The sequence below is a fragment of the Collimonas silvisoli genome (assembly GCF_018305005.1).
Lineage (GTDB): Bacteria > Pseudomonadota > Gammaproteobacteria > Burkholderiales > Burkholderiaceae_D > Collimonas > Collimonas silvisoli.
On record NZ_JAGQEG010000027.1, the window covers coordinates 17,321 to 39,519 of the forward strand.

General features: G+C 57.3%; 19 protein-coding genes and 1 tRNA gene. 5 read left to right on the plus strand and 15 right to left on the minus strand.

Translation table 11 applies throughout. The features are described from left to right. The first annotated feature begins 207 nt into the window (after nucleotides 1–207). The gene (locus KHU33_RS09465; RefSeq protein WP_211462595.1) at nucleotides 208–711 is read left to right on the plus strand and encodes a cupin domain-containing protein; all 504 of its coding nucleotides are present in this window, start codon (nucleotides 208–210) and stop codon (nucleotides 709–711) included. A 17-nt stretch (nucleotides 712–728) separates the two neighbouring features. Here the strand turns inward: KHU33_RS09465 and KHU33_RS09470 are convergent, their stop codons facing one another. The 3 genes from KHU33_RS09470 to KHU33_RS09480 all read right to left on the minus strand — a co-directional run bounded on the left by KHU33_RS09470 (nucleotide 729) and on the right by KHU33_RS09480 (nucleotide 3,560). Further along, nucleotides 729–2,006, minus strand: a complete 1,278-nt coding sequence (locus KHU33_RS09470) for a dicarboxylate/amino acid:cation symporter (RefSeq protein ID WP_211462596.1) — start codon at nucleotides 2,004–2,006, stop codon at nucleotides 729–731. A 193-nt stretch (nucleotides 2,007–2,199) separates the two neighbouring features. Then, nucleotides 2,200–3,288 (minus strand): WD40/YVTN/BNR-like repeat-containing protein, encoded by a 1,089-nt coding sequence (locus KHU33_RS09475; RefSeq protein ID WP_211462597.1) that lies wholly within the window; start codon nucleotides 3,286–3,288, stop codon nucleotides 2,200–2,202. A 2-nt stretch (nucleotides 3,289–3,290) separates the two neighbouring features. After that, nucleotides 3,291–3,560 carry a MoaD/ThiS family protein gene (locus KHU33_RS09480; RefSeq protein WP_211462598.1) on the minus strand — a complete coding sequence of 90 codons (270 nt, stop codon included), beginning with the start codon at nucleotides 3,558–3,560 and terminating at the stop codon, nucleotides 3,291–3,293. A gap of 179 nt (nucleotides 3,561–3,739) precedes the next feature. Between KHU33_RS09480 and KHU33_RS09485 the strand changes: the two genes are divergently transcribed. After that, complete coding sequence (locus KHU33_RS09485) at nucleotides 3,740–5,212, plus strand: aminotransferase-like domain-containing protein (RefSeq protein WP_407928263.1); 1,473 nt, start codon at nucleotides 3,740–3,742, stop codon at nucleotides 5,210–5,212. A 9-nt stretch (nucleotides 5,213–5,221) separates the two neighbouring features. On the opposite strand, the gene KHU33_RS09490 is transcribed toward KHU33_RS09485, so the two are convergent. The 12 genes from KHU33_RS09490 to KHU33_RS09545 all read right to left on the minus strand — a co-directional run bounded on the left by KHU33_RS09490 (nucleotide 5,222) and on the right by KHU33_RS09545 (nucleotide 17,993). Beyond that, a complete protein-coding gene (locus KHU33_RS09490; RefSeq protein WP_211462599.1) occupies nucleotides 5,222–5,521 on the minus strand; it encodes a helix-turn-helix domain-containing protein in 300 nt (99 codons plus the stop codon). 4 nt (nucleotides 5,522–5,525) lie between these two features. Further along, entirely contained in the window at nucleotides 5,526–7,829 is a 2,304-nt protein-coding gene (locus KHU33_RS09495) for an FdhF/YdeP family oxidoreductase (RefSeq protein WP_211462600.1), read from the minus strand. Nucleotides 7,830–8,140: 311 nt separating this feature from the next. Then, on the minus strand, nucleotides 8,141–8,566 hold the full coding sequence (locus tag KHU33_RS09500) for a CzcE family metal-binding protein (RefSeq protein ID WP_211462601.1): 426 nt from the start codon (nucleotides 8,564–8,566) through the stop codon (nucleotides 8,141–8,143). A gap of 237 nt (nucleotides 8,567–8,803) precedes the next feature. Beyond that, on the minus strand, nucleotides 8,804–9,895 hold the full coding sequence (gene ychF, locus KHU33_RS09505) for a redox-regulated ATPase YchF (protein ID WP_211462602.1): 1,092 nt from the start codon (nucleotides 9,893–9,895) through the stop codon (nucleotides 8,804–8,806). 250 nt (nucleotides 9,896–10,145) lie between these two features. Beyond that, nucleotides 10,146–11,570, minus strand: a complete 1,425-nt coding sequence (locus KHU33_RS09510) for a DUF6056 family protein (RefSeq protein WP_211462603.1) — start codon at nucleotides 11,568–11,570, stop codon at nucleotides 10,146–10,148. 154 nt (nucleotides 11,571–11,724) lie between these two features. Then, the gene (pth, locus tag KHU33_RS09515) at nucleotides 11,725–12,309 is read right to left on the minus strand and encodes an aminoacyl-tRNA hydrolase (RefSeq protein WP_211462604.1); all 585 of its coding nucleotides are present in this window, start codon (nucleotides 12,307–12,309) and stop codon (nucleotides 11,725–11,727) included. Nucleotides 12,310–12,515: 206 nt separating this feature from the next. After that, nucleotides 12,516–13,136 carry a 50S ribosomal protein L25/general stress protein Ctc gene (locus KHU33_RS09520; RefSeq protein WP_211462627.1) on the minus strand — a complete coding sequence of 207 codons (621 nt, stop codon included), beginning with the start codon at nucleotides 13,134–13,136 and terminating at the stop codon, nucleotides 12,516–12,518. A gap of 131 nt (nucleotides 13,137–13,267) precedes the next feature. Beyond that, nucleotides 13,268–14,218: a ribose-phosphate pyrophosphokinase gene (locus KHU33_RS09525; RefSeq protein WP_211462605.1), complete on the minus strand. Its 951-nt coding sequence runs from the start codon at nucleotides 14,216–14,218 to the stop codon at nucleotides 13,268–13,270. A gap of 186 nt (nucleotides 14,219–14,404) precedes the next feature. After that, nucleotides 14,405–14,481: transfer RNA gene (locus tag KHU33_RS09530), tRNA-Gln, on the minus strand. 95 nt (nucleotides 14,482–14,576) lie between these two features. After that, a complete protein-coding gene (gene ispE, locus KHU33_RS09535; RefSeq protein WP_211462606.1) occupies nucleotides 14,577–15,464 on the minus strand; it encodes a 4-(cytidine 5'-diphospho)-2-C-methyl-D-erythritol kinase in 888 nt (295 codons plus the stop codon). 19 nt (nucleotides 15,465–15,483) lie between these two features. Further along, a complete protein-coding gene (locus tag KHU33_RS09540; protein WP_211462607.1) occupies nucleotides 15,484–16,170 on the minus strand; it encodes an outer membrane lipoprotein LolB in 687 nt (228 codons plus the stop codon). Then, complete coding sequence (locus KHU33_RS09545; protein ID WP_211462608.1) at nucleotides 16,167–17,993, minus strand: tetratricopeptide repeat protein; 1,827 nt, start codon at nucleotides 17,991–17,993, stop codon at nucleotides 16,167–16,169. The genes KHU33_RS09540 and KHU33_RS09545 overlap by 4 nt, the downstream gene beginning before the upstream one ends. 278 nt (nucleotides 17,994–18,271) lie before the next feature. On the opposite strand from KHU33_RS09545, the gene mutM reads away from it, so the two are divergent. The 3 genes from mutM to mutY are packed head-to-tail and all read left to right on the plus strand — an operon-like array spanning nucleotide 18,272 to nucleotide 22,182. Further along, the gene (gene mutM, locus KHU33_RS09550) at nucleotides 18,272–19,093 is read left to right on the plus strand and encodes a bifunctional DNA-formamidopyrimidine glycosylase/DNA-(apurinic or apyrimidinic site) lyase (protein ID WP_211462609.1); all 822 of its coding nucleotides are present in this window, start codon (nucleotides 18,272–18,274) and stop codon (nucleotides 19,091–19,093) included. 32 nt (nucleotides 19,094–19,125) lie between these two features. Next, nucleotides 19,126–21,063 carry a dynamin family protein gene (locus KHU33_RS09555; protein WP_211462610.1) on the plus strand — a complete coding sequence of 646 codons (1,938 nt, stop codon included), beginning with the start codon at nucleotides 19,126–19,128 and terminating at the stop codon, nucleotides 21,061–21,063. Then, a complete protein-coding gene (gene mutY / locus KHU33_RS09560) occupies nucleotides 21,064–22,182 on the plus strand; it encodes an A/G-specific adenine glycosylase (protein WP_211462611.1) in 1,119 nt (372 codons plus the stop codon). Nucleotides 22,183–22,199 lie beyond the last annotated feature (17 nt).

Consider the following 22,199-nt stretch of genomic DNA (forward strand, 5'->3'; position numbering starts at 1 on the left):
ATCGCAGGTGTGCGGAAGTAGTGCGCAGATAGTCCGTAGACAGCGCTGAAATGCGGCTTTGCACCATTTTTGTGTTGCGATTGTCCGCAACGGTGCGTGTGAATTTAATGGTGGAAATAAGCAGGAAATTGCTTTAGAGCACGCTTGCTGTATTCTGCTTGGCACGCGCCGGCTTCAGTTCTGGCGCCAATAATTCCGGAGAAAAGAATGAGTGAAAACGTAGAGAGTTTGAGCCGCCGCCTGATTCGCAATTTCAATACCGCGCCGCTTACGCACGATTTGCGCGAACCGCTGTATGACTCGCTCTGCGCGCGCCTGGCGCTGGGCACCGCGGCCCAGAAGCTGGGCGCCAGCATAGATACTGTCGCCCCCGGCAAGATCTCTTGCCCGTATCACTTCCACTACGCGCAAGAGGAGATGTTTATTATTCTGGAGGGTAGCGGCACGCTCAGGGTGGCGGGAGAAATGCTGCCGCTGCGTAGCGGCGACATCATCTTTATTCCGCCTGGCCCGGAATATCCGCACCAGATAGTGAATACCTCGGATCAACCCTTGAAGTATCTGTCGATCAGCACCAGGGAGCAGCCGGAGGTTTGCGAATACCCCGATTCCGGCAAGTTCCTGGCGACCGCGTCCGCCGGCGGCGAACGGGTTTTCGATGTCATCCAGCGCGTTGAAAACGACCTGGACTATTGGGATGGCGAGCCTTAAAAATAAGGCTGGCTGGATCAGACCGCCGCGTTGCTGTTCTGATCCAGTCCGACGTCGCTGTTGGCGGCGTTATAAATGTCCAGATCCAGCAAACCTTCTCCCTTGGCCACCAGCACCGGCACCAGCATTTGTCCGGTGACGTTGGTCATGGTGCGCATCATGTCGAGAATGCGGTCGATGGCGACCAGATAGCCGATGCCTTCCAGCGGCAGGCCGGCCGAACTGAGCACCAGCGTCACCATCACGATCGCCGTGCCGGGCACGCCGGCGGTGCCGAAAGAGCCGAGCACCGAGGCCAGCATGATGATGAAATACTGCGACAGATCCAGATGCAGGCCGAAATACTGCGCCACGAAAATCGAAGCAATCGCTGGATAAATGGCGCCGCAGCCATCCATCTTGATGCTGGCGCCGAGCGGCACCGCAAACGCTGCGTATTCCTGTTTCACGCCGAGGTTATGCACCACGCTGCGCAAGGCGATCGGCATCGAAGCAAAACTCGACGAGCTGGTGAACGCCACTTGCATCGCCGGGAAAGCGCCGCGGAAAAAGCGGATCGGATTGAGGCGATGGCTCAGCAGCAGGCCGCCGTACACCACCACGATGTGCAGCGCGCAAGCCAGGTACAAGGTGAAGACGAAATTCCCCAGCGGCAGCAGGCGCTCGAAGCCGTAGGAGCCGACCAGGGCGGCGATCAAGCCAAAGGTGCCGAGCGGCGTCATTTCCAATACAAAGCGGGTGATCTGGATCATGGCGCTGCTGGCTTCACCGACCAGTTCACGTACCTGTTTCACCTTATCGCCCAGTTTCACCAGCGCCATGCCGAGCAAGCCGGCGAAGAAAATCACTTGCAGGATCTTGCCTTCGGACAGCGCCTTGAACGGATTCGACGGTACCACATCCAGCAGCACCTGGATCGGCGTCGGTACTTCGCGCACGGTGTAATCGGCGGCGATGCTGAGCTGGCCCAGGTTCTGGCCGGGGTTGGTGAAATTCGCGACCAGCAAGCCGACGCCGACCGCCAGCACCGCCGTCAGGGCAAACCACAAGAAGGTCTTGCCGCCCAGCGCGGCGACGCTCTTCATGCCGTGCAAGCTTGAAATGCTGTTGGTGACGGCAAAGAAAACCAGCGGCACGGCGATCATCTTGATCAGCGTGACATACAGCTTGCCGAGCGGGCCGAACCAGGTTTCGGCAGGCGCGCCCACCAGCCAGCCGGCCAGGGCGCCGAGCACGAAGCCGCCCAGCACGCGTTGCCAAAAGGGGATGCGGAACCAGAGAGAGAAAATGTTCATAGAGTAGTCAACGGAATATCAGCGGTGTCTTTATTGCGACGCCAAAGTAAGGAGTGCGGCAGGCCTGAAACAGGCGCGTAAGCCAGATGACCCGAGAGTATCGGGGCTGGCTGCGGCTGCGTCCAATATTTTTTTGCTCTATCGATATGTCGAACTGTTTTTTTTATCGAAATCGCATAAATAATAAAGCCGCTCAGCCAAAGCACACCGCATAAACCGGCGGCATGTTGCTGGCGATAGTCTGCCAGCTGTCGCCGGCGTTTTCCGACAGCCAGACGCTGCCGGTGGTCGAGGCCATCAGCAAGGTGCGGCCGTCATCCGCCACCGCCAGTCCGTGACGATAGACCAAGTCGTAGCAGTGCTGCTGCGGCAGGCCGTTGCGCAAGGCCGTAAACGATTTTCCGCCGTCGGTAGTGCGCGTGACGGCCAGGGCGGCATGCGCCGGAATCCGCGTCTGGTCGGCCAGTGCGGGGGCAAACCAGGCGGTATTGCCGTCGCCGGGATGCACGGCTACGGCGAAACCGAAATTCGATAAGGGCGCCGTGCTGACTTCCTGCCAGTCTGCGCCAAAATTGCCGGAGCGCCAGATGCCGTTGTGGTGCTGGCACCAGAGCTGATCGGGGGTATCCCTGGCGCCGACGATCCGATGCGGGTCTTGGATATTCTGGTCGTCGCCGCGCTCCGGCGGCATGTAGACGGCGTGCATGCCCTTGGCGCTCAGAGACCAGCTGTCGCCGCTGTCATGCGTGACCCAGGCGCCGCCGCAGGATATGCCCACCAAGACGTGGCGGCTGTCGCGCGGATCGACGCAAATGCTGTGGATTCCCGGAACATCGTAGCCGCCGCCGAACCATTCGCGGCGCTCGGGAGCGTCCCATAAGGAATGCATGAGCGTCCACGACTCGCCGCGATCGCTGGAACGGAACAAGCCGCCCGGCAAGGTGCCGGCCCAGATCACGCCAGGCTGGTCGACGCCGCCGCCAGCAAGCGACCAGATGAATTTCACAGTCCAGTCGACCGGATCGCTTGAACTTTCGGGCTTGACGGGATAGGCCGGTGCGGCAATTTCAGTCCAGTGCTCGCTGCCGGCATCCTTGCGATGCAGTTTTACGCCGAAATGGCCAAGATTCAGCGCGGCATAGACCGCGCCGTCGCGCGGGTCCGGCAGCACCATGGAGACCGGCTCGCCGAGAAAGGCAATCGATCCCAGGGCCCAGCTGCCGTCCTGCTTCAGCAGTTCAAACAATCCTTTGCGGCTTGCGATCCAGGCGCGGTCAGTCATGGTCAACCTCCGGAGAGAGCTTGCAGAACGTGCACCTTGCTGTGCGCCGTCAGCGGCGCGTTCAGGTGCACGTGGTCGCGGACGTTATGGCCGTCGATGAAAATGGCGACATTCGGCCGCAGGCGGCCTTGCTCATCGAGCAGATAAGCACGCAAGCGCGGGTTGGATGAAAATGCTGCTTCCAGGCCGGCGCGCAAGGTGAGGGCGTCGGTGTGAATTTCCGGCGCTGCGATAAAACGGGCAAGTTGCGGAGTGAAAATGAGTGTCGCCATGAATAATCACCATCAGTCGCCAGAAATATTCAATCCAGGTCGAAGCTGGGCCGCAGCTATTTACTATAGATCGATACCGCATTTTTGCGATGCCTGCGTGATAACTGCTGTTTATGAGCAAGGGATTTGTTTGATTTTCACTATAATGAGCCCATCTTTGGCCTCTGTCACTGTCCGGTTTGAAAACAACGCGCCAGCCCCTTTACCAACGTTTTGCCGAGCAGATCAGGGTTTCGCTGCAGAATGGCGTGCTGCGTCCCGGTGATCGCCTGAGTTCGGTGCGTCAGGCCAGCCGGCAGCATGGCTTGAGCATCACGACCGTAGTGCGTGCTTATGAATTGCTGGAAAGCAGCGGCCTGGTCGAGAGCCATCCGCAATCGGGTTATTTTGTGCGGGCGAGGTTTACCGCCGAAGTGGCGCCGGCCTCGGCGCATGAGTCAGCGTTTCATGCATCGCCTGCGGAACCCGGCAGGTCCAGGCCGTCGCCGGTGTCGGCTGAAGTCGACGTCAGCCGCCATGTATTGGCCACGCTCAAATCGATTCATCAGCACGACGCCATTCCGCTCGGCTCGCCCTATCCCGATCCGACCTTGTTCCCGGCCCGGCGCATCAGCCAGTACAACGGCGCGATCCTGCGCAGCGGCGGCCCGCTGGGCGTGCTGGACGATTTGCCGCCCGGCCATCCGGACCTGATCAGGCAGATCGTCAGACGCCATCTGGAAACCGGCCTGAGCGTCGATCCCGGCGATGTGGTGGTAACGGTGGGCGCCACCGAAGCCATCAACCTCTGCCTGCAAGCGGTGGCGAAAGCGGGCGATACGATTGCGGTCGAGTCGCCCACCTTTTATGCGATGCTGCATGCGATTGAGAGGCTCGGCATGCGCGCTATCGAAATCCCCACCGATCCGCGGTTGGGGATGGACATCGCTGAGCTGAAGAAAGTCGTGCAGAGCCAGCCGGTTGCAGCCTGCATGGTGATGCCGAATTTCCAGAATCCGCTAGGCTTCGAAATGCCGGAAGAAAACAAGCGGCAACTGGTTGAGCTGGGCGCGCGCTACAACATGCCGATCATTGAAAACGGCGTTTGCAACGAACTCTATTTCGGTACAGCGCATCCGAGTGTCTTGAAGGCCTACGATAAACGCGGCATGGTGCTGTACTGCTCGTCGTTTTCCAAGAGCCTGACTTCGGCCTACCGCATCGGCTGGACCCTGCCGGGCCGTTATCGCGAGCAGGTGGAAAAGCTGAAATTCCTCAACACGCTCAGCACCTCGACCTTGCCGCAACGGGCGATTGCCGCCTACCTGACCGCCGGCGGCTACGACCGCCATCTGCGCCGGCTGCGGCGCACCTTGCAACAACGCTGCGACATCATGAGTGCTTTCGTCGGCCGCTTTTTTCCGGCCGGCACCCGCATCACACGGCCGGCCGGCGGCTATGTGCTGTGGATAGAATTACCGGCGGCGATCGATTCCATGGCCCTGTACCGGCAGGCGCTGGCAGAAGGCATCACGATTGCGCCGGGCCGTTTGTTTTCCACTTCGGACGCTTATCGCAGTTTCATCCGCATGAATTACAGCTACAGCTGGACGCCGCAAATTGAACAGGCGATACGGCGCTTGGGCGAGATGCTGGCCGCCATGCTGGAATAAGCACGACAGTCATCGCGCGATTTCTGCGGCCCGGCTTTCATCCAAGGCATCGAAAATCGCCATTCCGAATGGCGTCAATGCAGCGCGGCCGGTGCCGTCTTCGTTGAGAATGACGCTGACCAGTTCGCTGCTTTCCAAGGCGCTGAGATGACGCCGCAAAGTGCTCATGCGTTGTTCTACCCGCTTGCTGAGTTTTGCCAGCGACATGCCAGGCTCGATGTTGTGGGTGCGCTCGCCGATGGTTTCGGCATGCAGTGCGGACAAGATTGCCAACACCGCATCGTCAATCCGATCGTCCCGATTCATCATGGTTTCACGCTGCCTTCTGCATCGAACGGCGCATCAGCACCGGGATCGATTTCGAGGTCGGCGTGCGCGCTTTATCGGCAAAGCTGTTGAGCGGCACCAGCGGATTGGTTTCTGGATAATAGCTGCTGATGCAGCCGCGCGGAATGTCGTATTCCACCAGCAGGAAACGGTCGGCGCGACGTTCGACGCCATCGTCCCAGACGCCGATCAGATCGACCCAGTCGCCCGCCGCAAAACCTAGCATCTGGATATCCAGCAGGTTGGCAAACACCACCCGCCGTTGTCCGAACACACCGCGATAACGATCGTCGAGTCCATAGATGGTGGTGTTGTACTGATCGTGCGAACGGGTGGTCATCAGCGTCATCAGCTCGGGGCCGTATTTGCGGCGCGCCTGGTGAATCGGCGTGTCCTTGGGAATCTGCAGCACTTTGAACTGCGCTTTGCCGCTGGCGGTTTTCCAGATGCGCTCACGCGAAGCCACGCCCAGATGGAAGCCGCCCGGCTGGGCTATGCGGGCGTTGTAATCTTTGAAGGCGTCGTACACTTTTTCAATGTCGTCGCGGATCAACGCGTAATTCTTGACGTAATCCAGCCAGCAGGTACGGCTTTGTTTCAGCGTGGCGTGCGCCAGGCGCGCCACAATATCGATCTCCGATAAGCAGGTCTTGGCGACCGGTTTGTTGATGCCGTAAGAGATGTGCACCATGCTCATCGAATCCTCCACCGTCACGCCTTGCGGGCCGCTTTCCTGCAGGTCGATTTCGGTGCGCCCCATGGTCGGCAGGATCAGAGCATTCTTGCCGTGGATCAGATGGCTGCGATTCAGTTTGGTGGTGATGTGCACGGTCAGCGCGCAAGATTGCAACGCCTGCCAGGTGCGCGGAGTGTCGGGCGTGGCCATGGCAAAATTGCCGCCGAGACCGATGAATACCTTGACCTGGCCCTGCAGCATCGCCTCAATCGTACCGACCACGTCGAGACCGTGTTGGCGCGGCGGCCTGAAGCCGAATACCTGCTCGATGCGATCGAGGAAAGCCGCGGTCGGCTTTTCGTCGATGCCGACGGTGCGGTCGCCTTGCACGTTCGAATGGCCGCGCACCGGGCACAAGCCTGCGCCCGGGCGGCCGATATTGCCGCGCAATAGCATCAGGTTGGACACCATCTGGATCGTATCGACGCCGTGCTTGTGCTGGGTCAGGCCCATGCCCCAGGTGGCGATGACGTTTTTGCCGCGCACATACACTTGCGTCAGCCGTTCGATATCGTCGCGGCCGACGCCCGATTCGGTGACGATGTCATCCCAGCTTTCGGCGCGGATGTCAGCCGAGAACTCTGCAAAATAGGCAGTATGTTCAGCGATAAACTGGACGTCGATCACGCGTTCGGTCTGATTTTGCAGCGCCAGATCGTCTAGCTCCAGCACCCGTTTGATGACGCCCTTGACCAGCGCCAGATCGCCGCACAGGGTAGGGCGGATAAACATATTGCTGATGCTGGTGCCGGCGCGCGACAGCATGTCGGAGGGATGCTGCGGGCTGGAGAAGCGCTCCAGGCCTCGCTCGCGCAGCGGATTGATGGAAACGATGGTGGCGCCGCGCTTGGCGCATTCGCGCAGCTCGCCCATCATGCGCGGGTGGTTGGTGGCCGGATTCTGGCCAAAGATCAGCAAGGTATCGGCCAGGTCGAAATCGTCCAGCGTTACCGTACCCTTGCCGACGCCTACCGTCTCGGGCAAGCCGACGCTGGTCGGCTCGTGACACATGTTGGAGCAGTCGGGAAAGTTGTTGGTGCCGTATTCGCGCACGAACAATTGATACAGAAACGCCGCTTCGTTGCTGGTGCGGCCGGATGTGTAGAACGAGGCCTGGTTCGGATCGTCCAGCGCGTTCAGATGATCGGCCATCAGTGCGAATGCGTCTTGCCAGGAGATGGGCTGGTATTTGTCGCTGGCAGCGTCATACGCCATCGGCTCGGTCAGGCGGCCGTGTTCTTCCAGTTCGTAATCCGATTGTTGCAGCAACGCGCTGACGCTATTCTGCGCAAAAAAGGCTGCGGTAACGCGCTTGGAGGTGGCTTCCGCCGCTACGGCCTTGACGCCGTTTTCGCAGAATTCGAAGGTCGACGCATGATCGCGATCCGGCCAGGCGCAACCGGGGCAATCGAAACCGTCCGGCTGGTTTTGCGCCAGCAAGGTACGCACGCCGCCGCCCGGCACTTTTTCCTTCAGCAAGTGCAATGCCACATATTTCAAGGCGCCCCAGCCGCCGGCGGGGTGCTTGTATTGCTCAATCTTCTGGTCGCTCAATTTATTTCCTTGTGGCGCTGGTGATGCCACGCAAAGCAGTCACGCAATGCGAATTGCACAAAATACGCAAAATGCGCAGGGTAGGGTGGAGTGTAGTCAGGGCCCGGCTGACACGGTATGTACAGTGGGCGCGGTAGATTTAAAGCACAGTTACAATTTTCAGTTTACTGTGCTTGTTCCTGCGTTTTCAGGGGGGAATTAGCGGGTTGTCGAGGGCAAGGCAATAATGCCCTCGAAGCTCGCTATGGAGACTGTATTTTCGTCTCCATAGCGAGCTGTCGTATGGATATCAGGCCATTGCTTCGGCTTGATTATTTGTGACCGCCGCCATGACCGCCGCCGCTGGTAAAGTCGTTGCCATGGTCACCGCCATGACCGCCGCCATGGCCCCCTCCGTGGTGGTGGCCATCGCCGCCGCCGGAATATAGCGGATTGGCGGCGACATAGGCGATGACTTTGTGGTCAAGAATACCTGGCGGCGCGGTTTGATTTAAGTCGAATTTCTCAATATATTCGGCGCCGTCAAAATTCCATGCAAATGATTTGTCGCCCACGACGAATTTAATGATTTCGCCGCCGGTTACATTGACGTAGCTGGTATCTGGAGTGATAACGATGGTTCGCGTGGCGGCCGTTACTACTGCCGGATCGCCCAGAAGATCGATCCTGGGCGGTAATGAGCATGCAGCGCATAGCGTGACTGTAGCAATGGCTGGGATAAGCAATTTGGCGTTCATGGCTCCTCCTGAAATAGAGGTGGCGAGAGTGCAACATGCGAGCGTCGTACCACACCTTATTAGAGTGCATCGCGCTTGGCTTTGTTCATCAACGTTTGATAGAGAAAAAGCCCGGCGTCCATCTCCAATTTGCAGGGAGAGAGCCGGGCTTCGCAGTCTTTGAATTTGCCGGATGTCTGTTCGACATGCCCCAGAATTCAATAGGGCAGTCAATACACCTATGTGTCGAACGGAGGCTTAGACGTTAAACAGGAAATTCAGCACGTCGCCGTCCTTGACCACATATTCCTTGCCTTCAGCACGCATCTTGCCGGCTTCCTTGGCGCCTTGCTCGCCCTTGTGGCTGATGAAATCTTCGAAAGCGATAGTCTGGGCGCGGATGAAGCCGCGTTCGAAATCGGTGTGGATCACGCCTGCGGCTTGCGGGCCGGTATCGCCGACATGGATGGTCCAGGCGCGTACTTCCTTGACGCCGGCGGTGAAGTAGGTTTGCAGGCCAAGCAGTTTGAAGGCGGCGCGGATCAGGCGGTCCAGGCCAGGTTCTTCCATGCCCATGTCGGCCAGGAATTCGTGTTTGTCGGCTTCGTCCAGATCGGCGATTTCCGATTCGATGGCGGCGCAGATGGCAACGATAGGCGCATTTTGCGAAGCTGCGTAAGCGGTCAGCTGATCCAGCAGCGGATTGTTGGTGAAACCGTGGTCGGAGACATTGGCGACGTACATGGCAGGCTTAGCGGTGATCAGGCAGAGCGGCTTGATCAGGGCCATTTCTTCGGAGTCGAGGCCGCAGGCGCGTACCGGTTTGGCTTGGTCCAGTTCCGGCATCAGGCGTTCCAGCAGGGCTACCAACTTGGCGGCGTCCTTGTCGCCGGAGCGGGCTTTCTTGTTTTCGCGATGGATGGCTTTTTCAACCGTGCCCATGTCGGCCAGCGCCAGTTCGGTCTGGATCACTTCGATGTCATCCAGCGGATTGATTTGGCCGGCGACGTGGATCACGTTGTCGTCTTCAAAGCAGCGCACTACATTGACGATGGCGTCGGTTTCGCGGATATGGGCGAGGAACTGGTTGCCCAGGCCTTCGCCCTTGGAGGCGCCAGCCACCAGGCCGGCGATATCGACAAACTCCACGGTCGCCGGCAGGATGCGTTCCGGCTTGACGATCTCGGCCAGCGCCTTCAGGCGCGGATCGGGCACCTCTACCATGCCGACGTTCGGCTCGATGGTGCAGAAAGGGTAGTTTTCTGCCGGAATGCCTGCTTTAGTCAGCGCATTGAAGAGGGTAGATTTGCCGACGTTGGGGAGGCCGACGATGCCGCATTTGAGACTCATGGGAAAACTTTCTAAATCAATAGGTTAGCTGTGTTTTGCATTCGTTCTACGAGCCAACTGCTATTGAGTTAGGCTGAATTTTGAAATTGCACAGTGAAAATTAAAATCAGAACAAGGCGAGCATGTTTCGCTTTTTTTCGCGGCCATTCTTCGCAATCGTCAATTGTAACTCTCTCGGAGCGGCTTATCCAAAGGCTGGCTGTAAATGTCTGCCGAACATTGCGTGACTGCATGTCGTTCGGCCTTGTCTTCATTCAGGCTTTGGTTTTAAGCGCACCTCGGTTAATTCAAAATATTGGGCAAAACAAACATTTTCCCATTCCTTCGGATTAGTTTTGATTTCGTTAAAAAAAGTGATCGGTTTCGGTTCCTTGGTATATCCGGCAGCTTCCAATACCTTGCCTTTTGCTTGTTTGGCGGCATCAAAGCGGGCCGACATGACGGACTTCAACTCGGCAGACGCCGCGATACCTGTGACAATCGGTCTCCATGTGTGATTTGGCAAGAATATAAAACTCATTATCAGCGCAACTGTGCCAACGAAGAGCGTGCCAGCCATTACGGATTTGCGTTTCGCCATGTTGATAGCGCGACGTTGTGTGTGAAGATGCGTTGCAATCAGAAACGCCAAGACATTCACGAGCATATAGTCGATGGTTCTTGCTCGTTCCGGTCCGAGATCGTTTAGTACAAATGTTCTCGCAAAAATGCTCGCCCATAGAGCTAAAAACAGGAATGTCGAAAACCCGAATATAAAACGACGGGAGAATTCGATCTCTTTTCGTGGCCTGATTATCGCGAAGAAACAATAAAATAGCAGCAGACTCACTAAAAACGAAGCAACGTATTTAAGCAAGATCAACCTAAGAGCGCTCCAGGCGGCCAATAGCACATTGATATGCTGCGGCATTGTCGCGGCCCGCAAAAAATTGCCAGGAGCCGCCGCCGATATAATGGCGCCGATGATGGCCGCTACCAATATGAACACGACAGCTTTGTTGGCCTTTTGGGAGATGCAGTAAATCGTCAGGGGGAACAACAGTGCGATATGCGCAAGCATGACCGTTTCGTTAAAGCTGGCCAGGAACACACTTGCCAATGACAGCAGTGCGATTCGTTTTTTTGAGATAACGAGATTCCCGCGGAATATTCGCAGCTCTTCAGCTATCAAAGTCAGGAACAGCGCGCACGATACGCCGTAGGTGGCGCCCCCGGCAAGCCAGAACAAAGATTCCCTCATGCGGAACGTTGCCATGAGCATGACGAAGAAAAGCAGAACGAACGCACCGCTTTTTATCCCGGCGACTGACAAAAAGTGGCGTGCAGCCATGAAATTCAGGGCCAGGATCAGTAGTGGAACAACGTAGTAATGACGCAGCAACACTTGGTCCGAGACCGCAAACGCGCCGATCAGAAACGCCGGTGTATAACGACCTCCCCAGGTCAGATATTCCGTAACCACATTTTGAAAGACTCCTCGGCTGCGTGCGCCAAAGCCGTAGCAAAAATCGTCAGCGGAGGGAATCGCGTGAAACGCGTTCCAAAAAATCCATAGTAAAAATATTGCCCCGATCGCCAGCACCCCGCTGCGAGCGAAATAGGTCAATCGCTCATCGGAAATATCGAATGCACCGTTTAGCCGAGTACGGGAGGTTAGCGCCTCTTCAGTCTTCAATTTAATCTCTTTCCCTGGATGTATTGCATCATGTTGAGCTTGTGTTGGCAGAATTGTATTCGTCAAGCAGTCGAGCACGCAATCCAGTAGGGTTTGCCTGATCTGGCCATGCCGTTACGAAGAATTGCGGGAGCACTGGCAATCCGCAGCGCCGTTATTTCGCTGTATGCAACTGCATGGTCGCCGCTTCGAATTTACCTTCGCACAGCATGGGGATGATTCTCAGGCTGCCGGCAATCGCATCTTCGATCAGCGGCTGTTCATCCTTGCGCGGCCGGTGCAAAACGAAATCGGCCACCACTTGCTGCAGGTTAAGTATGCGCGGATGGCCTATGCCTAAGCGCAGGCGCCAGTAATCCTGGGTGCCGAGAGCAGCGGTGATGTCTTTCAAGCCATTATGTCCGCCGGAAGAGCCGCCCTTTTTCAGTTTTGCGCTGCCGGGCGGCAGGTCCAGTTCATCGTGCACCACCAGGATTTCATCCGCAGTAATCTTGTAGAAACGCGCCAGCGCACCGACCGACTGGCCGGAACGGTTCATGAAAGTCTGCGGTTCCAGCAGCCAGACTTCCTGGCCGGCGATGCTGGTTTTGGCGACGAAGGCGTTGAAGCGCGCCTCTCTGGCCAGCTTGCGGCCGAGCTCGTTGGCCAGATTGTCGACTAGCCAGAAACCGGCGTTGTGGCGTGTTTGCTCGTATTCCGGGCCGGGATTGCCGAGGCCGACGATGAGGCGGATAGACATGGGTTGGTTTTTTACTCTTTCTGACTTTGTCGATTTTGACTGTGCTGCTTTTGACGTTGCTGATTATCGCGGATATTAGGCACTACCGTCCAATCTAGCCCAAGGACGGCGCGAAGACTTATCCGAAACAGGCTCGCAATAATAAAAAACCCGCCACGAAGGCGGGTTTTTCGGCCAGAAAACCGCTCTGGCAAATACGACGGCTATTACTTCTTGTCAGCAGCGTCAGCAGCTGGTGCTGCTGCAGCGGTCGGAGCTTCAGCTTCGACCTTGCCAGCTGGGATCGATGCAGTAGCGATAGTCAGGTTTTCTTGCGACACGGCTGCAACGCCCTTAGGCAGCTTCAGGTCGGCCAGGTGGATTGAGTGACCGACTTCGATGCTGGTCAGGTCAACTTCGATGAACTCTGGCAGATCTGCCGGCAAGCAGGTTACTTCCAGTTCAGAGAAAACGTGGCTGATGATGGCGCCAGACAGTTTTACTGCAGGAGCGATTTCTGCATTGACGAAATGCAGAGGCACTTTAACGTGAATTGCTTGTTTTGCATCAACGCGCTGGAAGTCAGCGTGCAGGACCAGTTGTTTGTATGCGTGGACTTGGAAGTCGCGCAGCAGAACTTTCTGTACCTTGCCGTCGATTTCGAGGTCGAGGATCGAGGAGTGGAAAGTTTCTTTTTTCAGCGCGTGGTACAGCGCATTGTGGTCCAGCGAGATATTGACCGGCGCGTCGGAACCACCATAAACGATACCTGGGGTTTGGCCAGCATTGCGCAGGCGGCGGCTCGCTCCGGTCCCCTGCTCTTTGCGTACAAATGCGATTACTTTCATTTTGAAGCTCCAGTGTGTGCCGGACATTGGTCCGGCGGTAAAAATCCCCCGCGACCAGGGGATTTAAGGTCATCTTCGCAGCTGTTGCCAGATGCAAGGACGATAAAACTTATTTAAAACTTATTTAAAACTTATTCTGCAAACAGCGACATGACCGAATCGCCCTTGGTAATCCGCTTGAACGTTTCAGCCAGCAAGCCCGCGCAAGTCAATTGGCGGATCTTGCCGCAGGCCTTGGCTTCCGCCGACAGCGGGATGGTGTCGACCACCACCAGCTCATCCAGCGGCGAATTGACAATGCGCTCAAGGGCAGGACCCGACAGCACCGGGTGTGTACAGTAAGCCACCACTTTCTTGGCGCCGCGTTCTTTCAATACTTCGGCGGCCTTGGTCAGGGTGCCGGCGGTATCGACCATGTCATCCATGATCACGCAGTTGCGGCCTTCGACTTCACCGATGATGTTCATGACTTCCGAGACATTCGCTTTCGGCCGGCGTTTGTCGATGATCGCCAGGTCGCAGTTCAGGCGCTTTGCCAGTGCACGGGCGCGAACCACGCCGCCGACGTCAGGCGATACCACCAGCAGGTCGTCGTAGTTCTTGCTGACCAGGTCGCCCAGCAAAATCGGCGATGCGTATATATTGTCGACCGGGATGTCGAAGAAACCTTGAATCTGGTCCGCGTGCAGATCCATGATCAGGACGCGTTCGACGCCGGCTTCCTGCAGCATGTTGGCGACCACCTTGGCTGAAATCGCAACCCGCGCCGAACGTGGGCGGCGGTCTTGCCGGGCGTAGCCATAGTAAGGAATCGCAGCGGTAATCCGGCCAGCCGACGCGCGCTTCAGGGCATCGACCATCAACATGATTTCCATCAGGTTGTCATTGGTCGGCGCGCAAGTCGATTGCAGCACGAATACGTCTTTGCCGCGCACGTTCTCGTTGATCTCGACCATCACTTCGCCGTCGGAGAATTTGGTAACGTTGGCTTTGCCTAGCGGGATACCGAGTTGCTTGGCAACTCCAATAGCTAGTTCCGGGTTTGCGTTGCCGGTAAAAACCATCAGGTTTTCGTTTGCCATGGAGATCCCTGGATACAGTCGTTAAAAAGTTGAAAAGCCGACAATGCCCGACTATTCTAGTCTTGCGTTGGCGGCTTAGTATTCGCTGTGTGCTGTTGTTGTATTTCTGAAGCGGCTTAATCTGGCTGCCGCTGTAAGACCCGCAGTAACACTATTACTTGGTGGACTTTTATTGTCCGTATTTAATGGCAGGGGAACAAGGATTCGAACCTTGGAATGCTGGAATCAAAATCCAGTGCCTTAACCAGCTTGGCGATTCCCCTACGCAACTTGTTGTCTACCATAAATCCGCGCAATGTTCGCTATAAAACCCTGGAACCGCGCTTGAATCTGATGCTAAACCGAATTCTGTACCACTTTACCGATTCAATAACCCTGCGAGCGGATGTTCCTGCATCGCCTTGGCTTTCCATGCCTTCCAGTGATTCGGTACCAGTTTCAGCACTTCATCAGCCTGATCTTCTTGCGTAAAACCGCAAAAAACACAGGCGCCGGATCCGGTCATTCTGGCATCTCCATAATTACCGAGCCATTTTATGGCCTCTGCAACTTCTGGGAACTGCTTGGCAGCCACGGGTTCCAAATCGTTTTTTCCGAAAAGGTTTTTAGTACCTATCGAAAAGTCCGTCATTTTGACGGGTTTCGTATTCCTTGTCAATTCCGAAGATGAAAAAATTAATGCAGTCGGAATTGTTACGCCGGGCTGAATTATAACGAACCATAGGTCGGGGGTGTCAAGCTTTTGTAGGGTTTCTCCGATTCCTTCGGCGAATGCATTCCGTCCGAACAGGAAAAACGGTACATCGGCGCCCAGCTGCAGCCCCAAAGCCATTAATTCTTCACGCGATAAGCGGCCTTGCCAAAGATGGTTCAGCGCCATCAGCGTGGTGGCGGCGTCGGACGAGCCGCCGCCCAGTCCGCCGCCCATCGGCAATTTTTTTTCGATGCCGATGTTTGCGCCTAATGCGGTCGCGCTAACTCTCGCTGTGCCGTTTTTTTCACGAATCGCGGTTTGCAGCAATCGGGCGGCGCGCACGATCAGATCGCTTTCTTCAGGCACGCCCGGGATGTCTGTCGTGCGCCGGATCCGGTCGTCAGCGCGCACCTCGAAATGCAACAGGTCGCTGAAATCGACCAGCTGGAACACGGTTTGCAGCAGATGATAGCCGTCCGGGCGGCGTCCGGTGACGTGTAAAAACAAATTCAGTTTGGCCGGCGCCGGGCAATTGTTCAGTGTGCGAGTCATTACGAGGTTTAGTGCGGGGTCAGTGAGGTTGGCGGCTGTCGATGACGATGCGGATCGCGACGTCGCCCGCTTGCGTGGCGTTACGCGCCAGATCTATTCGTTTCGGATAACTGTCGGCGCCGTTGTTCTGGTCTTGCCAGTTGCTGTATTGGATCAGCCAGTGGTCGGCGGTGGTGACGCTGAAACTGTCGGCTGCGGCCGGGATAGCGGTAAATCGCTGGCCCGCCACATTCTGGCCGAAACCTTGCAGCCAGTCGCGCAAACCGGCAATCGGCAGCGGCCAGCCCAGAGCTTGTACGGTCAGTGCATCGACGTCGCTAGCGCTGCGCAAGGGCCGGTCGGCTTGCTTCAAGGTTGCCTGGTCGGCCCCGATATTGATGGTGGCCAGGGTTTGTCCCAGCGGCGAGAGCAGGGTGATCACGGTTTCCTGCTTGTCTTGCGACCAGGTAAAACTGCCGTGCATCGCCTGGTCCTTGCCGTCTTGCTGATAGCGTATCGAGAGGCGGCCGCTGACGTCGATGGCCTGATGATATTGCCGCGCCGCGCCGCTGGCGGCGGTTACGGTGGCCGCAGCCGCCGATGTGGGCGATTGCGACAGAGCGCTGCAGCCGCTCAGCGCGACGATCGCCAGGGCGGCAACCGCCAGGCTGCTGCGCCGGATTGCCGGCAATATTTGTTGAGCGGTGTTGCGTGGCGCCCGTATCATAACTTGGCGCCCAAACGGACCAGGGTGTTTTTCAAGGCGTCGTTTTGCGGATCTTTCTGGTGCACTTCACGCCACAATTTTTGCGCATCGGTTTTTTGCCCCTTGACCCACAGGACTTCACCCAGATGGACGCCGATTTCCGGGTCGGGCAGCAAGCTGTAGGCATTGCGCAAGCGTGTTTCGGCTTCGTTCAGATTGCCCAGGCGGTATTGCACCCAGCCCATGCTGTCGACGATGAAGGGATCCTGCGGCGCCAGCGTCAGCGCTTTCTGAATCAGCGTCAGCGCTTCCGGTAAACGGATATTGCGATCTGCCAGTGAATAGCCGAGCGCGTTATACGCCTGCTGATTCTCCGGCGCCAGCGCGATCAGTTTGCGCAGTGCTGATTCCATCGCGCTCAGATTGTTCAGCTTTTCTGCCGCCATGGCGTAGTCGTATAGCAGGTCGGCATTGTCGGGCTGCGCCTTGAGTGCTGTTTCCAGGACTTTGAACGCTTCTTGCGGGTGGTTGGCTTCGCGCAGCAATTGCGCTTCCACCTGGGTTACCTGGGTTTTTTCACGTTCGCCATTGGTCTCGATCTCGGTCAGCACCCGGCGCGCGCCGTCCAGGTCGCCGCGTTTGGAGAGCAATTGCGCTCGCCGCAACTGGGCATCCAGATAAGCATCGCCCGGCTCGACTTGCGCCAGCCATTTCAAGGCGCTATCGATATCGTTGCGGTCGGCTGCGATTTGCGCCAGGATCAGCAAGGCCTGGGTGCTGTCGCGCGCCTCCTCCGGATGCTTGTTCAATTGGTCGATGTAGCTGATCAGGTAGCGCTCGGCCGCCTTGAGGTCGCCGATCTGCGCATTCAACAGGCCTAGCGCCAGCAATGTAGTGGCGTCCTGCTTGTCGCTCTTGAGCAGGATTTCAAATTGACTGCGGGCTTTTTCGTATTGCTTCTGATCGATCAGGGTGCGCGCATAAGCCACCCGTACTTCACGCGAGCCGGGATATTTCTTGAGGAAATCGGTCAGGATGCGTTCGACGTCGTTATTGTCCGCAGCGACTTGCGCGCTGGTCAGAATCGCCAGTTCAGAATCGGGCTTGAGATTCAGCGCGATTTTCGCTTCTTCCTGAGCGCGGGTGCTGTTGCCTATGCTGAACGCCTCCTGCGCCAGCGCCAGATGCGCTTCCGACATCGAGGTGTAGGGCGCGACCAGTTGTTCCAGCAAGCTGAACGCGCCGGGTTTGTCCTGCGCCCGCGCCAGCAACCGCTGGATCTGCAGCATCATGACGCCGCGTGCTTGCGGCGGCGCATCCAGCAAGCGTTTTTCAAGAATCGGCCTGGCCTCCGCCAGATTGTTGCTGAGCATGATGAAGCCGAGATAATACTGGGTCGCCTCTTCCGAATCGGGAGCCAGTTCGCGCCACAGGCGGATGGCGACCAGCGCTTCGTTGGCCTGCTTGGCGCTGAGCGCCATTTCGGCGGCGCGGCGGGCCAGGCGCGGGTCACGCGTTTGCTGGGCGGCGCCAAGCAGCGTCACGTAAGCGGATTGCCAGTTGCCGCGCTGGTAAGCGATTTCAGAGCTGAGCACCTTGAACAGGATTTCCTTGGTCAGCGCTACCGATGGCAGATGTTCTTCCGGCGGCTTGACCGGCATTACCCTGGCCGCCAGCTTGCGGCTTGCGATTTGCTCGGGATTGGGCGCAGGGGTAGCGGCGGGGGGAGTTGCAGCTGAGGTGCTGGCGGCGGCAGTGGAATTTATGGCATCGTTGCCCGGCGTTACGCCGGCGCAAGCCGACAGCAAGGTGGAGAGCGTTACAATGGCAAAGGTTTTTTTCAAGGGATATATCCTGGCTTGGCATGCATTTGTAGAGATCTGATGTAAAAATTCAAAGTAAGAATTTAAAACAAGAGATTTAAAACAGATCCTAATCATTTCCTGAAAGCTGGTTTTGGCAAAAACAAGTTTTTCGTTTTGCAGCAAGTTTTCAGAGGTAATCTTGATTTTACGCCCAACCAGAGAGCAATGCGCAGGCGCCAGCTCCGGATTTGTTTCAAAAAGTACATAACAAGTAGTTGAATTGATTATGCCGTTTCACCCGTGACTGTATCCGAACCATGCCCGAACTACCTGAAGTAGAAGTGACCCGCCGCGGCGTCGCGCCGCATCTCGACGGCCGTGTCGTGACTGCCGTCACCTTTCGCCACCGCGGCTTGCGCTGGCCGTTTCCGCTTGATTTGCCGGAGCTCTTGATCGGCCATAAGGTGCGCAGCACTGGCCGGCGCGGCAAATATCTGCTGCTGCGCTTCGATCACGGCACCGTGATCATCCATCTGGGAATGTCTGGCCATCTGCGGATCCTGGAGTTGGGCGTTGAACCGCAAAAGCATGACCATTTCGATCTGGTGGTCGGCCGCCAGTTGCTGCGGCTGACCGATCCGCGCCGTTTCGGCGCGGTACTCTGGCATGCCGCCGCCGACGGCCCGGTGGAGCAGCATCTGCTGTTGGCAGGATTGGGACTGGAGCCGCTGGAAGATGTTTTTTCCGCGCAGATTCTCTATCAAAAAACCCGTAACCGCAGCGCGCCAGTCAAGCAGGTGCTGCTGGCCGGCGACATCGTGGTCGGGGTCGGCAATATCTACGCTTCCGAAAGCCTGTTCCGCGCCGGCATCAATCCGAAAACGCCGGCGCACCGCATCAGTCTGGCGCGGTATGAACGGCTGGTTGATGCCATTCGGATAATCTTAGCGGCCGCAATTGACAAGGGCGGCAGCAGTTTGCGTGATTTTATTGGCGCCGATGGCCAATCAGGCTACTTCCAACAGACTTATTTCGTCTATGATCGTGCTGGGTTGCCATGTAGAAATTGCGGCACCCTGATTACGCAGATTAAACAGGGGCAGCGTTCGACGTTTTATTGTAAGAAATGTCAGAAATAAATATCAGATAGAAATAACAGGCGAGAGAGATAGTGAGCAATCTAGTCCAAAAATTCCAGGAATACAGTGAATGGCGTACCGGCGTCGCCGGCGCGTTGCGGCGTTACCAGACATGGGCGAGCGCTTCGAAATTGTCGGATGTGGCCAGCGAGCAGCGAATCAGCCGGGCTCTGGCGCGCTTGACCGACGACAAATTGTCGATCGCATTTGTGGCGGAATTTTCGCGCGGCAAATCGGAACTGATCAACGCCATCTTTTTCGCCGACTACGGCCAGCGCATCTTGCCGTCGGCCGCCGGCCGCACCACCATGTGTCCGACCGAGTTGCTGTATGACGCCTCTTTCCCGTCATGCATCCGCCTGTTGCCGATAGAAACCCGGGCCGAATCGCAATCCACCAGCGATTACAAGGGGGCGCACCACGTCTGGACCGTATTGCCGCTGGATATTTCATCCACCGACGGCATGCTGGAAGCATTCAAACAGGTCAGCCTGACCAAATGGGTGCCGATTGAAGAGGCCAAACGCTACGGCTTGTACGATGAGGACGATGCGGACGCCGCCATCGCCGTCGATGCGCAGGGACGCGTTGAAATTTCCCAGTGGCGCCACGCCATCGTCAATTTTCCGCATCCCTTGCTGAAAGAGGGGCTGGTGATTATCGACACGCCGGGCTTGAACGCGATCGGCACCGAACCGGAGCTGACGCTCAACCTGATTCCTAACGCCCATGCCGTGCTGTTCATTCTGGCGGCAGACACCGGCGTCACCAACAGCGATATCGACGTCTGGCGTCATCACATCGGCAGCGGCGCCGGCCGCATGGTGGTGCTCAACAAGATCGACAGCATGTGGGACGAGCTGCGCTCGCCGTTAGAGGTCGAGCAGCAGATCAGCAAGCAGGTGGCTAGCGTGGCGCACACGCTGGGTTTATCGGAGACGCAGGTGTATCCGGTCTCGGCCCAGAAGGGCCTGGTCGGCAAGATCAACGGCGAGCCGGATCTGCTGAAAAAGAGCCGCTTGCCGGCGCTGGAAAATGCCTTGTCGGGTGAGCTGATCCCGGCCAAGCGCGACATCATCCGGGCGCAATTGATCGGCGATATCCATGATCTGACGGTCACCAAACAAGCCCTGATGTCGGCGCATATCCGCAGCGTGGTCGAACAGTTGCTGGAGTTGAAGAGCTTGCGCGGCAAGAATACTTCCATCATCAGCCACATGATGAAGCGCATCGATATCGAGAAAAAAGAATTCGACGAAAGCTTGCTCAAGCTGCAGGGCACGCGCATGGTGTTTGCGCGCTTGTCGGCCGGCGTCTTCACCACGCTGGGCATGGGCTTGCTGAAAGAAGAAATCCGCAAAACGCGGGAGACCATGGAGGGCAGCATGTTCACCGCCGGCTTCCGGCATGCGGTCAAGGGGTTTTTTGACAATGCTCAGGAAAACCTGAGCTTGTCCGGTCAGAAGACCGATGAAATTTCGGAAATGATGACCATCATGTACCGCAAATTCTCGACCGAGCACGGTCTGGCCTTGTCGACGCCAATGCCGTTTTCGCTGGATAAATACCGGAACGAGATCAAGGTGATCGAAACCGCCTATCATCGCCAGTTCGGCACGGTGACGTTGGTGAAGACCAGCCAGGTGGTACTGATGCAGAAATTCTTCGATTCGATTGCCTCGCGCGTCAAACAAAGTTTTCTGCAAGCCAACCGCGACGTCGACGCTTGGCTCAAGGTGGTGATGGCGCCGCTGGAAGAACAGATCCGCGCCCACAAATCGCAGCTCAAGCAACGCACCGATTCGATCGAGCGGGTGCATGTGGCGATCGACAGCCTGGAAGAAAAAATCCAGTCGGTGGAAATGCTGCAAAACGAGTTGACTGCGCAGCGCAATACCTTGATGGCGTTGGAAAACGATTTGAAGAATGCACTGGGATCCGATCGGGCGCTAATGAAAGTTGCGGTATAAATGAAACGTGTAGTAATCAACAGCAGCAGCGCGGCAGAAGATGAAGCGGCATTTGCCGATCCATCTTTTTCCGCGGCAGTGATTCTCTGGCAGAGGCAGCACGGCCGCCACGCGTTGCCGTGGCAGACTTCGCGCGACGCCTACCGGGTCTGGCTATCTGAAATCATGCTGCAGCAAACGCAGGTGGCGGCGGTGATTCCTTATTACCAGCGTTTCTTGTCAAGCTTCCCGGATGTGCAGGCTCTGGCCGCTGCACCCAGCGAAGAAGTGATGGCGCACTGGAGCGGCTTGGGTTACTACACGCGCGCGCGCAATCTGCATCGCTGTGCGCAACGGGTAGTGGCCGAGCATGGCGGAATATTTCCGCGCGATCCCTTGCTGTTGCAAGACTTGCCCGGCATCGGCCGTTCCACCGCCGCCGCCATCGCGGCATTTTCTTACGGCGTGCGCGCCGCCATTTTGGATGGCAATGTCAAGCGCGTGTTTGCCCGGGTGTTCGGCATCGACGGTTATCCCGGCGCCAAGCCGATCGAAGATGCGATGTGGCGGCGCGCCGTGGCCCTGTTGCCGGCGCAAGGCGTGGAGTCGTATACCCAGGGTTTGATGGATCTGGGAGCGACGCTTTGCACTCGCAGCAAACCGTCTTGCCAGACTTGTCCGCTGGCGCAGCGTTGTGTCGCACTGGCTAGCGACCGGGTCGGGCAACTGCCGGTGCGCAAACCGAAAAAAGCGATTCCCGAAAAACATACCGGGATGCTGGTGATCGTCGATCGGCATCAGGTGTTGCTGGAGCAGCGTCCCGACAGCGGCATCTGGGGCGGCTTGCTGTCGCTGCCGGAAATTGCGCTAAAAGCCGATTTCGAGGCGGCGCTAAATCGCGCCACTGCAACGTTTGGCGCTATCGCGTCATGCGAGCCGCTGCAGCCGTTCACACACGTGTTTACCCATTTTAAACTGCAGATATCACCGTTCCAGATCACGCTTGAACGACGGCTTGAAGGCGTCGCCCAGGCCAACTACGTTTGGTATCCGGCCGACAAACTGGCAGACGCGCCGCTGCCGGCGCCGGTCAAGAAACTGCTGCTGGAAGTTTTCCGCGAAGCCGATCTGTTTGCCTGAAGCCGCGTGTTTCTGTG

Excerpts from the sequence above, each read along its gene's own strand:
- KHU33_RS09465 (WP_211462595.1), top strand. The coding sequence starts at position 208 with ATGAGTGAAAACGTAGAGAGTTTGAGCCGCCGCCTGATTCGCAATTTC.
- KHU33_RS09470 (WP_211462596.1), bottom strand. The coding sequence starts at position 2,006 with ATGAACATTTTCTCTCTCTGGTTCCGCATCCCCTTTTGGCAACGCGTG.
- KHU33_RS09475 (WP_211462597.1), bottom strand. The coding sequence starts at position 3,288 with ATGACTGACCGCGCCTGGATCGCAAGCCGCAAAGGATTGTTTGAACTG.
- KHU33_RS09480 (WP_211462598.1), bottom strand. The coding sequence starts at position 3,560 with ATGGCGACACTCATTTTCACTCCGCAACTTGCCCGTTTTATCGCAGCG.
- KHU33_RS09490 (WP_211462599.1), bottom strand. The coding sequence starts at position 5,521 with ATGATGAATCGGGACGATCGGATTGACGATGCGGTGTTGGCAATCTTG.
- KHU33_RS09500 (WP_211462601.1), bottom strand. The coding sequence starts at position 8,566 with ATGAACGCCAAATTGCTTATCCCAGCCATTGCTACAGTCACGCTATGC.
- ychF (WP_211462602.1), bottom strand. The coding sequence starts at position 9,895 with ATGAGTCTCAAATGCGGCATCGTCGGCCTCCCCAACGTCGGCAAATCT.
- pth (WP_211462604.1), bottom strand. The coding sequence starts at position 12,309 with ATGTCTATCCGCCTCATCGTCGGCCTCGGCAATCCCGGCCCGGAATAC.
- KHU33_RS09520 (WP_211462627.1), bottom strand. The coding sequence starts at position 13,136 with ATGAAAGTAATCGCATTTGTACGCAAAGAGCAGGGGACCGGAGCGAGC.
- KHU33_RS09525 (WP_211462605.1), bottom strand. The coding sequence starts at position 14,218 with ATGGCAAACGAAAACCTGATGGTTTTTACCGGCAACGCAAACCCGGAA.
- ispE (WP_211462606.1), bottom strand. The coding sequence starts at position 15,464 with ATGACTCGCACACTGAACAATTGCCCGGCGCCGGCCAAACTGAATTTG.
- KHU33_RS09540 (WP_211462607.1), bottom strand. The coding sequence starts at position 16,170 with ATGATACGGGCGCCACGCAACACCGCTCAACAAATATTGCCGGCAATC.
- mutM (WP_211462609.1), top strand. The coding sequence starts at position 18,272 with ATGCCCGAACTACCTGAAGTAGAAGTGACCCGCCGCGGCGTCGCGCCG.
- mutY (WP_211462611.1), top strand. The coding sequence starts at position 21,064 with ATGAAACGTGTAGTAATCAACAGCAGCAGCGCGGCAGAAGATGAAGCG.